This is a genomic window from Nocardiopsis dassonvillei subsp. dassonvillei DSM 43111 (assembly GCF_000092985.1).
In the GTDB taxonomy this organism is placed as follows: Bacteria; Actinomycetota; Actinomycetes; order Streptosporangiales; family Streptosporangiaceae; genus Nocardiopsis; species Nocardiopsis dassonvillei.
Genome location: NC_014210.1, coordinates 2,821,241 through 2,833,621, shown reverse-complemented (window position 1 = coordinate 2,833,621; position 12,381 = coordinate 2,821,241). Strand labels below are relative to the sequence as shown.

Here is a 12,381-nt window from a genome sequence, read left to right as displayed (position 1 = left end):
TCGCCGCCCCTTCGCCGGGCCGGCCGCACCCCGGCGGAGCCCGGTGGCCCGCGCGTGCGCTGGGACCATGGGGTCGTCGTCCACGTAGACCACGCGCGCGGACCGACGTCCTCGGCGGACAGCCGGTCCGGGGCCGGGTGGCGCCCCGCCCGTCCCCGCAGGGCCCCTCCGGGAAGCCCCGCAGGCGTCGTTCGGGGCGGCGTGGTGAGGGCCTCCCTCTGGGATCGTGTACGCCCCGGCCATAAAACGTTTCAAGTAAGGAAGGGTCGCCTGGCCAGTCGAGAGATAGGGTGAACCTTGACACATGAGAAGAGCTGGCGGTAGTTTCAGCCCAGCCTGAGTGAAACGATTCAATGGGCCTTCTCGCCGGTCGTACCGGCGGGCGCGCCCTCCCCGAACGGAGCCCCACCGTGGCAGCACTCCCCGAACGCGGCGCGGACGCCCTGGCCGTCCTGCGACGCCAGCACATCGAACTCCCCTCCTGGGCCTTCGGGAACTCCGGTACCCGGTTCAAGGTGTTCGCGCAGCCCGGCGTCCCCCGTGACCCCTGGGAGAAGGTCGCCGACTCCGCCGAGGTCCACCGCCTCACCGGGGTCGCCCCCACGGTCGCCCTGCACATCCCCTGGGACCGGGTCGACGACTACGCCGCGCTCGCCGCCCACGCGCGCGACCTGGGCATCGGCGTCGGCACCATCAACGCCAACGTCTTCCAGGACGACGACTACCGGCTCGGCAGCGTCACCAACCCCGACCCGGGCGTGCGCCGCAAGGCGATCGACCACCTGCTGGAGTGCGTGGACGTCATGGACGCCACCGGCTCGCGCGACCTCAAGCTGTGGTTCGCCGACGGCACCAACTACCCCGGCCAGGACGACCTGCGCGCCCGCCAGGACCGCCTCGCCGAGGCCCTGTCCGAGGTCTACGACCGGCTCGGCCCCGACCAGCGCCTGCTGCTGGAGTACAAGCTCTTCGAGCCCGCCTTCTACGCCACCGACGTCCCCGACTGGGGCACCGCCTACGCCCACTGCCTGGAGCTGGGGGAGAAGGCCGTGGTCTGCGTGGACACCGGCCACCACGCCGCGCACACCAACATCGAGTTCATCGTCGCGTTCCTGCTGCGCGCCGGGAAGCTCGGCGCCTTCGACTTCAACTCGCGCTTCTACGCCGACGACGACCTCATGGTCGGCGCCGCCGACCCCTTCCAGCTCTTCCGCATCATGTACGAGGTCGTACGCGGCGGCGGCCTGGCCGCCGACACCGGGGTCGCGTTCATGCTCGACCAGTGCCACAACATCGAACCCAAGATCGCCGGTCAGATCCGCTCGGTCATGAACGTGCAGGAGGCCACCGCCAAGGCCCTGCTCGTGGACGCCGACGCGCTCGCCGCCGCCCAGCGCGAGGGCGACGTCCTGGCCGCCAACGCCGCCCTGATGGACGCCTACAACACCGACGTGCGGCCCCTGCTCGCCGACCTGCGCCGGGACCAGGGCCTGGACCCCGACCCCATGGCCGCGCACGCCCGCTCCGGCTACGCCGAGCGCGTCGCCGAGGAGCGCAGGGGCGGCGCCCAGGCCGGGTGGGGCGCGTGAACCGGCCGCCGTCCACGCCAGAGCACAGCAGCACCGAACAGGGAGATCCCGTGTCCGATGTCGTCGAACAGCTCCTCGCCCGCAGCAACACCCTCGGCGCCGACCCGCGCAACACCAACTTCGCCGGGGGCAACACCTCCGCCGCGGACACCCGCACCGACCCCGTCACCGGACAGGACGTCGACCTGCTCTGGGTCAAGGGCTCCGGCGGCGACCTGGGCACCCTCACCGAGGACGGCCTGGCCGTGCTGCGCCTGGACCGCCTGCGCGCCCTCGTGGACGTCTACCCCGGCGAGGACCGCGAGGACGAGATGGTCGCCGCCTTCGACCACTGCCTGTTCGGCAGGGGCGGCGCCGCGCCCTCCATCGACACCGCCATGCACGGCCTGCTGCGCGCCGCGCACGTGGACCACCTGCACCCCGACTCCGGCATCGCCCTGGCCACCGCCGCGGACGGCGAGCGCCTGACCCGCGAGTGCTTCGGCGACCGCGTGGTGTGGGTGCCCTGGCGCCGTCCCGGGTTCCAGCTCGGCCTGGACATCGCCCGTATCGCCGAGGAGAACCCCGACGCCATCGGCGCGATCCTGGGCGGCCACGGCATCACCGCCTGGGCCGAGACCAGCGAGCAGTGCCAGGCCAACTCCCTGGAGATCATCCGCACCGCCGAGGGGTTCTTGGAGGAGAACGGCCGCCCCGAGCCCTTCGGCCCCGTCCTGGAGGGCTACGGCGCCCTGCCCGAGGCCGAGCGCCGCCAGCGCGCCGCCGCCCTGGCCCCGGTCATCCGCGGGCTGGCCTCCACCGACCACCCCCAGGTGGGCCGCTTCACCGACAACGACGTGGTCCTGGACTTCCTGGCCGGGGCCGAGCACCCCCGCCTGGCCGCGCTGGGGACCTCCTGCCCCGACCACTTCCTGCGCACCAAGGTCCGGCCCCTGGTGCTCGACCTGCCCGCCGACGCCCCGCTGGAGCGGGCCGTGGAGCGCCTGCGCGAACTGCACGGGGAGTACCGGGCCGAGTACCGCGCCTACTACGAGCGCCACGCCGACGCCGACAGCCCCGCCATGCGCGGCGCCGACCCGGCGATCGTGCTGGTCCCCGGGGTGGGCATGTTCTCCTTCGGCAAGGACGCCAAGACCGCGCGCGTGGCGGGCGAGTTCTACGTCAACGCGATCAACGTGATGCGCGGCGCCGAGTCCGTCTCCACCTACCGGCCCATCGAGGAGTCGGAGAAGTTCCGCATCGAGTACTGGGCGCTGGAGGAGGCCAAGCTCGCCCGCCTGCCCGAGCCCAAGCCGCTCGCCGCCCGGGTCGCCCTGGTCACGGGCGCGGCCAGCGGTATCGGCAAGGCCATCGCCGCCCGCCTGGCGCGCGAGGGCGCCTGCGTGGTCGTGGCCGACCTGGACGCCGACAGGGCGGCCGCCGCCGCGGCCGAACTGGGCGGCTCCGACACGGCCGTGGGCGTGGCCTGCGACGTCAGCGACGCGGACGCGGTGGCCCGCGCCTTCGCCGCGGCGGCCCTGGCCTTCGGCGGCGTGGACCTGGTGGTCAACAACGCCGGGCTGTCCATCTCCAAGCCGCTGCTGGAGACCAGCGAGCGCGACTGGGACCTTCAGCACGACGTCATGGCCAAGGGGTCCTTCCTGGTCTCGCGCGAGGCGGCCAGGACGATGACCGCCCAGGGCATGGGCGGCGACATCGTCTACATCGCCTCCAAGAACGCCGTGTTCGCCGGTCCCAACAACGTCGCCTACTCCGCGGTCAAGGCCGACCAGGCCCACCAGGTGCGGCTGCTGGCCGCCGAACTGGGCGGCGAGGGAATCCGGGTCAACGGCGTCAACCCCGACGGGGTGGTGCGCGGCTCGGGCATCTTCGCCGGGGGCTGGGGCGCCCAGCGGGCCAAGGTGTACGGGGTCAGGGAGGAGGACCTGGGCGCGTTCTACGCCCAGCGCACCATCCTGGGCCGCGAGGTGCTGCCCGAGCACGTGGCCAACGCGGTGTTCGCGCTGACCGCGGGCGAGCTGTCGCACACCACCGGCCTGCACATCCCCGTGGACAGCGGCGTCGCCGCGGCCTTCCTGCGATGAGCGCCGCCGGAGGGGGCGCCGTCCACGCCGCCGTCGACCTGGGCGCCTCCAGCGGCCGGGTCATCGCCGGGCGGGTCGAGGACGGGCGGCTGCGCACCGAGGAGGTCGCCCGCTTCCCCAACGGGCCGGTCACCGTGCCCGCGGGAAGCCGCGCCGGCCTGCACTGGGACGTGCTGTCCCTGTACGCGGGCGTGGTCGAGGGGCTTCGCCGGGCCGCCGGACCCCACGGCCTGGCCTCGGTCGGCGTGGACTCCTGGGCGGTGGACTACGGGCTGCTCGACGCCGACGGCGCCCTGCTCGGCAACCCCGTGCACTACCGCGACGGGCGCACCGACGGGGTGCCCGAGCGGGTGTTCGCGCACCTGCCCGCCGAGCGGATGTACGCGGTCAACGGGTTGCAGGTGCAGCCGTTCAACACGGTGTTCCAGCTCGCAGCCGCCTCCGGCGGCGCCCAGCTGGCCGCGGCCCGCGATCTGCTGCTCGTGCCCGACCTGCTCGGGTACTGGCTGACGGGCGAGCGGGTCGCGGAGCTGACCAACGCCTCCACCACCGGCCTGGTCGACGTGCGCGAACGCCGCTGGGCCGACGCCTGCCTGGACCTGCTGGAGACGGGCTTCGGGGTCGCGGCGCGGGACCTGCTGCCCGGTCTGGTCGAACCCGGAACCGTCGTCGGCGCCCTCCGGCGCGGCCCGGAACCCGGTGCGGGCCTCGGCGCGGCGGCGGGCGCGCCGCTGGTGGCGGTGGGCTCGCACGACACCGCCTCCGCGGTGGTGGCCGTGCCCGCGGCCACGCGCCGCTTCGCTTATGTCTCCTCGGGGACGTGGTCGCTGGTGGGCGTGGAGCTGGACGCCCCGGTGCGCACCGAGGCCAGCCGGGCGGCCAACTTCACCAACGAGCTGGGCGTGGACGGCACGGTGCGCTACCTGCGCAACGTCGCCGGACTGTGGCTGCTCCAGGAGTCGCTGCGCACCTGGCGGGAGCGGGGGCGTGAGGTGGACCTGGCCGACCTGCTGGCGCGGACCGCCCGCGTGCCCGCGCTGTCGTGCGTGGTGGACGTGGACGACCCCCGGTTCCTGCCGCCGGGGGACATGCCCGCGCGGATCGCCGCGTTCGCCGCCGAGACCGGGCAGCGCCCGCCGGAGGGCGACGCCGAGGTGGCGCGGTGCGTGGTGGACTCCCTGGCGCTGGCCTACCGCCGGGCGGTGCGCCAGGCCGCCGAGTTGAGCGGGACGGACGTGGAGGTGGTCCACGTGGTCGGCGGGGGCTCGCGCAACGCGCTGCTGTGCCAGCTCACCGCGGACGCGGTCGGGCTGGAGGTGGTCGCCGGACCCGCCGAGGGGGCGGCGGTCGGCAACCTGCTGGTGCAGGCCCGCGCGGTCGGGGCGGTGGAGGGCGGCCTGGCCGACCTGCGCCGGATCGTGGCCGACTCCACCGAGGTCGGACGGTACCGCCCGAGCGGGCCGCGGACCCCGTGGGAGGCCGCCGAGCGTCTGCTCCACGGCTGAGACCGGGCCCGCCGCCAAGGTCGGAGGGGCCGCCGTGTGGGCGACCGGGCGCCGGGCTGTGCGGCCAGAGCCGGGGAAGCCCGCACAGGACGACGGGGTCGGTGCTCGCGTGCGAGCACCGACCCCGTCCGGTCAGCTGTCAGGTGAGGGAGGCCTTCGCGGCGGCGCGGCGCGGTCGGCCCGTTCGCGCGGGGCTGCCGTTCCAGGCGCGGCGCCCGCGAGTCGGCGTGACCGTGAGGCCCCGCCCGGCCGGTTCGGTCTCCCGCCTCGGCTCCGGTGCCCGGCTGGCGGGGGTCTCCGTCACGTTCACGGCCCGCACGGGCGCGGGGGAGGGCTGGGGGCTCCGCCGCAGGGCCGTGAGTGCCCTGCGCGCCGCACCCCTGCGGACCCCCAGTCCGCTTCTGGACCCCATCGGGACCAGGGTGTCCACGACCACCGCTACCGTGACCGCAACCGCTACGAAAATCGCCAGCGTCATGTTCCCCCGCTCCCCTTTTCCCCGGACGGCCGTGGCCGTTGATCGCTCACTCCGGCCGCTGCGCCCTCCGCACCGACGACCCGATGTCTCTGCAAGGTGCCCGTGTGATCACCGCTGAAACCCCAGGGAAGACAGTGCATCGTGTGCCGTGCGGTCGAGGACGACTCTAGGTGCGGCCTACGACGCTTTCCGGGCCGCCGTCCGGACCGCGCTCACCGGCTCCGAAGCCGACGGGGCCCGTTCCTGCGCCTCCTCCGCGATCCGGGACCCGCACGGGAACCGGTACCGCCTTCCCCGGCACGTGTCAGGTCCGCGACCGGTTACGGACAGTACGGTGTGCGAACAGGTGCCGGGACAAAGGGGTGGCGCCGCCGCCCGTGAACGTGCTCGATCCAGGACGAAACGGTCCTGTGGCCGGGAAGACATCACCCAGGCGGGGCAGGCAGCGGCGGAAAGAGGCACATGGACGCGGTGGAGGCGTACGCGCGGAACCGCGCCGAACTCGTGCGGCTTCAGCGGCTCCAGAGGACAGGCGGGACTGGTGCTCTCCGCGAGCACCGGTCCCACGCGTTCCGGGTCATGCCGAAGCGGGCTCCGTGGCGGAGCGGTGCGGCCAGCGCGGCCCGGAGGGATCGCCGAGCCGGGCCGTGTGCTCACCCGAAGCCGTCACGGTGAGTCCGTACTCCGTCAGATCCGGGCAGCCCCGCGCCGTCCAGTGGTCGTGCGCCGCGATGACCTCCTCACCCGCCGGCCGCGGGCCGCCCTGTTCCCACCCGGCCGTCCGCGTACGGCCGCGCCCACGACGGGGAGTCCAGCGCCGAGAGCCACACGCACGGTTCGGCTTCGCACCGCACCGCGCTCATGCCGATCCGGATCCCGGGCACCATGAGCGCCAACTGCGGACCGGCCCCGCCCGTGACCACCTCGCGCGCGTCCCCGCCGCGGTTCCACGCGCGCTCGGCCGTGCCGTGCGGGTCGTGCGGAGCGCCGTACCGGGCGCGCTGGTAGCGCGACGTCATGAAGCCGGCGTCGCCCGCGAAGCGCCCCTGCGCGCAACCCTCCTCCGACACCACGAGCCGGGCCATGGCGCCCCCGGGAAGGCCGGCCGTCGGAGCCCGGGGCGTGACGACCACGCCTCCGGACCGGGGCTGCCCGGTCCACGCGCGGGGGACCTCGACCACGGCCCAGGTGGCGATGACCGCGTCGTAGGGCGCATCCTCCGCGTATCCGGCGGCGCCACCGGTCCCGTTGCACGGCGGGCAGTCGATGACCTCCTCGTCGGACCAGGGGCCGCTGCCGTCGCCTCCGGCGATGACCCTGCCCGTTCCGTTGCAAGGGGAGCGGTCCGCCATTCTCAGCCTCTTTCGGGGAAGGGCGAGGAGCACGGGGGGCCGGGCGGGAACGGTCTTCCGAAGCGCTGTCCCGGAGCTTCCAGCGCGGCCACGAACGCCTCCAGCGTCGGCTCGATGACGGTGGGAGCCGTCAGGCCGGAGGGCGACCTGTCGGTGGCCACCCACAGGTCGCCGTTGTGGTGGATGGCGTAGCGGTCGCCGTAGTACCTGCGCAGGGCGAGGAGCGCGGCTTCGGCGTGATCGACCGGGGGTTCGCCGGGTGGGGGAGGACTCTGCACGGGAGTGTCCGATCTGCGTCGGGGACTGATCGAACGCTACAGAGAGTGCCCTACGGGAACCCAGCAGGTTGCACGAAGTTGCACGGAAACTAGTCGAGCGCACCGATCGCCGAGGTGAGCAGCGCTCGGGCCTTGTGTCCGTAGACGGCGAGCCTCTGGAGGCGGCCGAACGCCCTCGTGTACGTCGCCACCTCGGCCGGGGCCTCGATGGTGAGTTCCGCGGTGGTGAGTTCGACCCGGACGAGGCTGTCGTCGTAGACGGTGAACGCTTCGAGCGGCAGCACGAGACGCCGTGTGGAGAAGGGGATGACTCCCACGGAGACATTGGGCAGGGACATGACGGACAGCACATGTCCGAGCTGTCCGGCCATCACTTCGGGAGTTCCCATGCGATACCGCAGAACGGACTCCTCGAGCAGCATCGAGAACCGGTGACCACCCCGCCTGAGGATGCGTGAGCGGTCCATCCGGGCGTCCACTGCCGCGTCGATGTCCTCGTCGTCACCGTCGAGATCGGTGATGGCGGTGAAGAGCGCGGTGGTGTAACCGGGGGTCTGGAGGAATCCGGGGATCACGTTGGGGGTGTAGATCCGAAAGAGCCCGGTCTGCTCGTACAGCGGAACATAGGACTCCTGGAGGTGCCGGAGCCCGGCGCGCTGCTTGCGCCTCCACTCCACGTACAGCGACTCGGCGTTCCGTGACGCGGAGACCAGGTCCTCCGCCTGCTCGTCCGCTCCACAGGCCCTGCACCAGGCCCTGACGTCGGCGTCGGAGGGCGGTGTCTTCGCGTTCTCGATGCGCGAGGACTTCGACTTGTGCCAACCAGTCCGGGAAGCCAGTTCGGCCCCCGTCAGCCCGGCGTCCAGGCGGATTTCTCTCAACCGTGAGGCGACGGCCTCGCGGGCCGCTCGGGCACTGGACTTGGAAGAGGAGCGCACGAACTGGTATCCGGTGTTCTAGGGGTCAGACGCGGAAGTCGGCGTGGGGGACGGCGCGTTCCCAGACGGCCTCGAAGGCCGAGGAGCACAGCTTGGCCAACTCCGGGTCTTCGGTGACTTCCCGCTCAAGCCACCGCCCGTCTCCCGTGAAGTGGTTGACATGGACGATGCGTCCGTCGAAGAGCCAGAAGTCGTTGCCGGGGAACGCTATGTCGGTCGCCTGGCGGCGTGGGAGCCAGCGTACGTGTTCTCCCGCGATGATGTTTCCCTGGGTGCCCGCGTGCTCGAAACGGATGTAGTCCGTCACCGGCATCGAGACCACCCGCGCCCGACGCACGGTGACGCCTCGTGCCGTGGCGTCGGCGACCGCCTGGTAGAAGGGGGCCCACCAGGACGCGCGGTCGTTCCAGTCGCCGCGGTGCCCGACGCGCTTCCACTCCTCGAAGCCCGCGACCTCGTCGGCCACACCGTAGACGTCGCGCAGTTCCAGGTGGATCGCGGACTCCTGGCAGGAGTCGAGCAGGTCATCGAAGGTGGGCGCGTTCCGCGTCATCGCAGGCCTCCCTCAGGATCGTGACCATACGGGCGGGAACACGCACGACCGCTTCGTGGTCGGGGACGGTGCCGACTTCCCGGCACTCGGTCAGGGTTTCTTCGCTGGCCTTCCATCCCTGGATGACCAGGTCGGCTGTGACCTCATCGACGAAGACCGTCGGTGAGCCCTTCATGTCTGATTCCGGGTCCTTGCCGAAATAGCGCAGTGCCATGGATGCTTTCCTCTCGGGCTGGTTGCATCCGGTTGCGCGAACATCCCGTGCCATCACCATACGTGTCAAGTTCGTTACCGGTTACGGACAGTGCGGTGCGCGAAGGGGTGTCGCAAGAAAGCGGTGGCACCGCCGCCCGCGAACGTGCTCGATCCAGGGCGAACCGGGCCCGCGGTCGGGGACATGACTCCCATGCGGGGACAGTCAGCGGCGGAAAGAGGCGCATGGACGCGGTGGAGGCGTACGCGCCGAACGGAGCGGCGCCGAGACCCCGTAGACGCCGCTGGCGGGCGCCGGTGCCGCGCCTCAGCCCTTGCGGGCCAGGCCGCAGTACTCGGGGATGTCGCGCGCCCTTCCGACCTCGACCGGCTCGGGCCGCCACCGGGTGACGCAGACGACCCCGGGTTCGACCAGCGCCAACCCGTCGAAGAAGCGGGTGAAGTCCTCCACCGTGCGCGTGTGGTAGGGCCGCGCGACGCTCTCCCGCCAGCGCCGGAGCGCCGCCAGCGCGCGCTCGTCGGTGACGGCCTCCACGTGGGCGAGGACGCCGTCGCACACGGCCAGGAAACTGCCCGGCGCCAGCGCGTCCGTGTAGGCGCGCACGATGCCCAGGGCCTCCTCCAGGACGCCGAAGTGGCCCATCGTCCCCAGCAGGGACAGCGCGACCGGGCGGTCCAGGTCGAGGGTCGCGCTGGCGCTCTCCAGCACCCGGTCGGTGTCGCGCAGGTCCGCCCCCACGTACCGGGCCCGCTTCTGGTCGGTGCCCACCAGCAGGGCGCGCGCGTGCGCCAGGACCATGGGGTCGTCGTCCACGTAGACCACGCGCGCGTCCGGGGCGTGCGCCCGCGCCACCTCGTGGGTGTTGCCGGCGGCGGGCAGTCCGGCGCCGAGGTCGAGGAACTGGCGGACGCCCTCCTCCCGGGCCAGGTGGCCCACCGCGCGGCGCAGGAAGAGCCGGTCCCCCCGGACGGCCTCGACGACCTGGGGCGCCAGCCCCGCGACGGCGTCGCCCATCTCGCGGTCCACCGGGTAGTTGTCCCTGCCGCCGAGCCAGTAGTCCCGCACCCGCGCGGTGTGCGCGACGCCGGTGTCGATGGGGATGTCCGTCATGGTGGCCTCTCGGGTGGGGCGGGCCGCGACAAGCGGTACGCGCAGTCTCATGCGTCCCATGACCCGCCCGCAACCCGAAAAATCCCGTCATGAAGGGCGTCGCGCTCCATCCGACCCCTCCGCGGTGCCGCCGCTGCCGGTGACGTCGGTGTCGATCTCGGCACCGGCCACGGCGCGGCGCAGGCGGTTGAGGCGCTGGTGGGCCGCGACCGATCCGGTGCGGTCGCGGGCGGCCAGCTCCATGGTGAGGGCGTGGGCCACCAGCCAGCTCGCGAGGTTCTCGCTCGCGGCGCCCGAGGTGGAGGGCGGGGTGGTCAGGACCGCCTCGACCCGTTCGCGGACGGCCTCGCCCACGGCCTCGGTGACCACGACGACGGGCGCCCCGACCTCGGCCGCGTGGTCCAGGAGGGCGTCGATCTCCCGGAAGAGCCGCAGCGGCGCGAAGACCACCACGGCGTCGTCGCCGCCGATGCCCAGCAGGTCGTCGGCGAGCCGGAACCCGGTCGCCTCCAGGACGGTGCACCGGCGGCCCATCCGGCCCAGTTCGACCGCGAAGTAGCGGGCGGTCGCCGAGGCCGGTCCGATGCCGTAGGCGACGGTGCGCCCGGCCGCCTCGACCAGGCGGACCGCGGTGTCGAAGGCCCCGGCGTCGAGGACCTCGGGCAGCCCCCGCAGCAGGTCGACGCTGTCGGCGAGGACCTGGTCGAACACGCGCGTGCCGCTGAGGCGCTCCAATCGCTGGTCCAGGACCAGGGCGGGGTCGCGCCGGGTGGTGAGCATGTCCATGACCGCGCGCTTGAGTTCGCGCAGGCCGCCGTAGCCCAGCGACCGGGCCGTGCGCACGACGGTGGCGTCGCTGGTGCCCGTGCGGGAGGCCAGTTCGGCGGCCGACGCGGTCACGGCCTCCGAGGGGCGGTCGAGCAGGAAGTCGGTGACCGCGCGCTCGCGGGGGGAGAGCGAGTCGAGCCGGGCGCCCACCCGCTCGCGGAACCCGCCGCCCTCCTCTGGTGAAGTTTTCATTTCGTCATTGACCTAACCATGTAGTTAAAACTACGCTCCCGTGAGACCGACCACACAGTGAGGGAGTGGCCGATGACTTACCAGTTTGTGATTATCGGGGGCGGAGTGCACGGCTGCGCCACCGCGTGGCAGCTCGCCGAGGCCGGGGCGGACGTCCTGCTCCTGGAGGCCCGCGAGGTGGCCTCGGGGGCCTCGGGCGGCTTCGGCCGCCGGGGCGTGCGCGCCAACCGGCGCGACCTGCGCGAACTGCCGCTGATGCGGGCCGCCTACCGTATCTGGCCCACGCTCGACCGGCGCCTGGGCGCGGCCACGGGCTACCAGCGCACGGGTGGGATGTTCCTCATCGAGCAGGAGACCACCGGCACCAGGGGCGGGCTGGTCGCCGCGCACACCCACGCGGCGGTGCAGCGGCGCCTGGGCGTGCCCACCGAGGTGCTCGACCGCGACGGCGTCCTGGCACGGGAACCCGGTGTCTCGGAGTCCGTGCGGGCGGCGCTGTACTGCCCCCTCGACGGCACCGCCGACCACACCGCCACGACCAGGGCGTTCGCCGACGCGGCGCGCGGGCGCGGCGCCGTGATCGCCGAGCACAGCCCGGTCACCGCCGTCGAGCGCTCCGGGGACCGCGTCACCGCCGTGCGCACCGCGCGCGGGGAGCGCCACGAGGTGGGGGAGGCGCTGCTGGTGCTCAACAACGCCGGGGCCGCCGACCTGCTGCGCACGCAGTTCGACGTGGAGCTGCCGGTGTGGCGGATCCTGCCGCAGGCGCTGCGGCTGACCCCCCGTTCCACCCCGCCCCTGACCCACCTCGTCGGCCACGACCACCGCTCGCTGTCGCTGAAGCCGCTGCCCGACGGCGCCGTCATGGTGAGCGGCGGGTGGCGCGGCCGCTGGGACGCCGACAGCGGCCGGGGCCGGACCGTGGAGGAGAACGTGCGCGGCAACATGCGGGCCGCCGCGGAGGTCTACGCCGACCTCGCCGACGCCGAACTCGACCTGGCCGACGCCTCCCGGCCGGAGTCGTGCAGCGCCGACGAGATCCCCGTCATCGACCGGATCCCCGGGACCGCCAACGCTCTGGTCGGCACCGGCTGGACCGGGCACGGCTTCGCCATCGCACCGGCGGTGGCCGAGTCGCTCGCGTTCTGGGCGCGCACCGGCGCGCGCCCCGACAACCTCGCCCCCTTCTCGTTCGCGAGGTTCTAACCCAGGCGCGGGACCGGGGGCCGCGCGCGACCCCGGTCCGGCCCGCCCACGCGG

11 protein-coding genes are annotated in these 12,381 nt (G+C 73.3%); 4 read left to right on the top strand and 7 right to left on the bottom strand.

All coding sequences use genetic code 11. The features are described 5' to 3' along the window. Positions 1 to 410 precede the first annotated feature (410 nt). From rhaI to NDAS_RS11775, 3 genes are read left to right on the top strand one after another with little or no spacing between them, the layout of a single operon-like run. Positions 411 to 1,589 (top strand): L-rhamnose isomerase, encoded by a 1,179-nt coding sequence (gene rhaI / locus NDAS_RS11785; protein ID WP_013153410.1) that lies wholly within the window; start codon positions 411 to 413, stop codon positions 1,587 to 1,589. Next, positions 1,577 to 3,673 carry a bifunctional aldolase/short-chain dehydrogenase gene (locus NDAS_RS11780; protein ID WP_197724886.1) on the top strand — a complete coding sequence of 699 codons (2,097 nt, stop codon included), beginning with the start codon at positions 1,577 to 1,579 and terminating at the stop codon, positions 3,671 to 3,673. The genes rhaI and NDAS_RS11780 overlap by 13 nt, the downstream gene beginning before the upstream one ends. After that, positions 3,670 to 5,178, top strand: a complete 1,509-nt coding sequence (locus NDAS_RS11775; RefSeq protein WP_013153408.1) for a rhamnulokinase — start codon at positions 3,670 to 3,672, stop codon at positions 5,176 to 5,178. The genes NDAS_RS11780 and NDAS_RS11775 overlap by 4 nt, the downstream gene beginning before the upstream one ends. Positions 5,179 to 6,396: 1,218 nt before the next feature. Here NDAS_RS11775 and NDAS_RS11765 read toward each other — a convergent pair. The 7 genes from NDAS_RS11765 to NDAS_RS11735 form a co-directional block, all read right to left on the bottom strand. Continuing rightward, complete coding sequence (locus NDAS_RS11765; RefSeq protein ID WP_049800302.1) at positions 6,397 to 7,008, bottom strand: protein-L-isoaspartate O-methyltransferase family protein; 612 nt, start codon at positions 7,006 to 7,008, stop codon at positions 6,397 to 6,399. A gap of 2 nt (positions 7,009 to 7,010) precedes the next feature. Continuing rightward, positions 7,011 to 7,286 carry a hypothetical protein gene (locus tag NDAS_RS11760; protein WP_013153406.1) on the bottom strand — a complete coding sequence of 92 codons (276 nt, stop codon included), beginning with the start codon at positions 7,284 to 7,286 and terminating at the stop codon, positions 7,011 to 7,013. Positions 7,287 to 7,375: 89 nt separating this feature from the next. Further along, a complete protein-coding gene (locus NDAS_RS11755; protein WP_210746116.1) occupies positions 7,376 to 8,167 on the bottom strand; it encodes a helix-turn-helix domain-containing protein in 792 nt (263 codons plus the stop codon). Positions 8,168 to 8,249: 82 nt separating this feature from the next. Further along, positions 8,250 to 8,777: a DUF6879 family protein gene (locus tag NDAS_RS11750; RefSeq protein WP_013153404.1), complete on the bottom strand. Its 528-nt coding sequence runs from the start codon at positions 8,775 to 8,777 to the stop codon at positions 8,250 to 8,252. After that, positions 8,749 to 8,991 (bottom strand): hypothetical protein, encoded by a 243-nt coding sequence (locus NDAS_RS11745; RefSeq protein ID WP_013153403.1) that lies wholly within the window; start codon positions 8,989 to 8,991, stop codon positions 8,749 to 8,751. Before NDAS_RS11745 ends, NDAS_RS11750 begins: the two co-directional genes overlap by 29 nt. Before the next feature lie 306 nt (positions 8,992 to 9,297). Then, positions 9,298 to 10,101, bottom strand: a complete 804-nt coding sequence (locus NDAS_RS11740) for an SAM-dependent methyltransferase (RefSeq protein ID WP_013153402.1) — start codon at positions 10,099 to 10,101, stop codon at positions 9,298 to 9,300. A gap of 87 nt (positions 10,102 to 10,188) precedes the next feature. Further along, positions 10,189 to 11,121, bottom strand: coding sequence for a MurR/RpiR family transcriptional regulator (locus NDAS_RS11735; RefSeq protein WP_013153401.1), 933 nt, complete (start codon positions 11,119 to 11,121; stop codon positions 10,189 to 10,191). A 72-nt stretch (positions 11,122 to 11,193) separates the two neighbouring features. Between NDAS_RS11735 and NDAS_RS11730 the strand changes: the two genes are divergently transcribed. After that, complete coding sequence (locus NDAS_RS11730) at positions 11,194 to 12,327, top strand: NAD(P)/FAD-dependent oxidoreductase (protein ID WP_013153400.1); 1,134 nt, start codon at positions 11,194 to 11,196, stop codon at positions 12,325 to 12,327. The last annotated feature ends 54 nt before the right edge of the window (positions 12,328 to 12,381 follow it).

Excerpts from the sequence above, each read along its gene's own strand:
- NDAS_RS11735 (WP_013153401.1), bottom strand. The coding sequence starts at position 11,121 with ATGAAAACTTCACCAGAGGAGGGCGGCGGGTTCCGCGAGCGGGTGGGC.
- NDAS_RS11740 (WP_013153402.1), bottom strand. The coding sequence starts at position 10,101 with ATGACGGACATCCCCATCGACACCGGCGTCGCGCACACCGCGCGGGTG.
- NDAS_RS11775 (WP_013153408.1), top strand. The coding sequence starts at position 3,670 with ATGAGCGCCGCCGGAGGGGGCGCCGTCCACGCCGCCGTCGACCTGGGC.
- NDAS_RS11765 (WP_049800302.1), bottom strand. The coding sequence starts at position 7,008 with ATGGCGGACCGCTCCCCTTGCAACGGAACGGGCAGGGTCATCGCCGGA.
- NDAS_RS11745 (WP_013153403.1), bottom strand. The coding sequence starts at position 8,991 with ATGGCACTGCGCTATTTCGGCAAGGACCCGGAATCAGACATGAAGGGC.
- NDAS_RS11750 (WP_013153404.1), bottom strand. The coding sequence starts at position 8,777 with ATGACGCGGAACGCGCCCACCTTCGATGACCTGCTCGACTCCTGCCAG.
- NDAS_RS11730 (WP_013153400.1), top strand. The coding sequence starts at position 11,194 with ATGACTTACCAGTTTGTGATTATCGGGGGCGGAGTGCACGGCTGCGCC.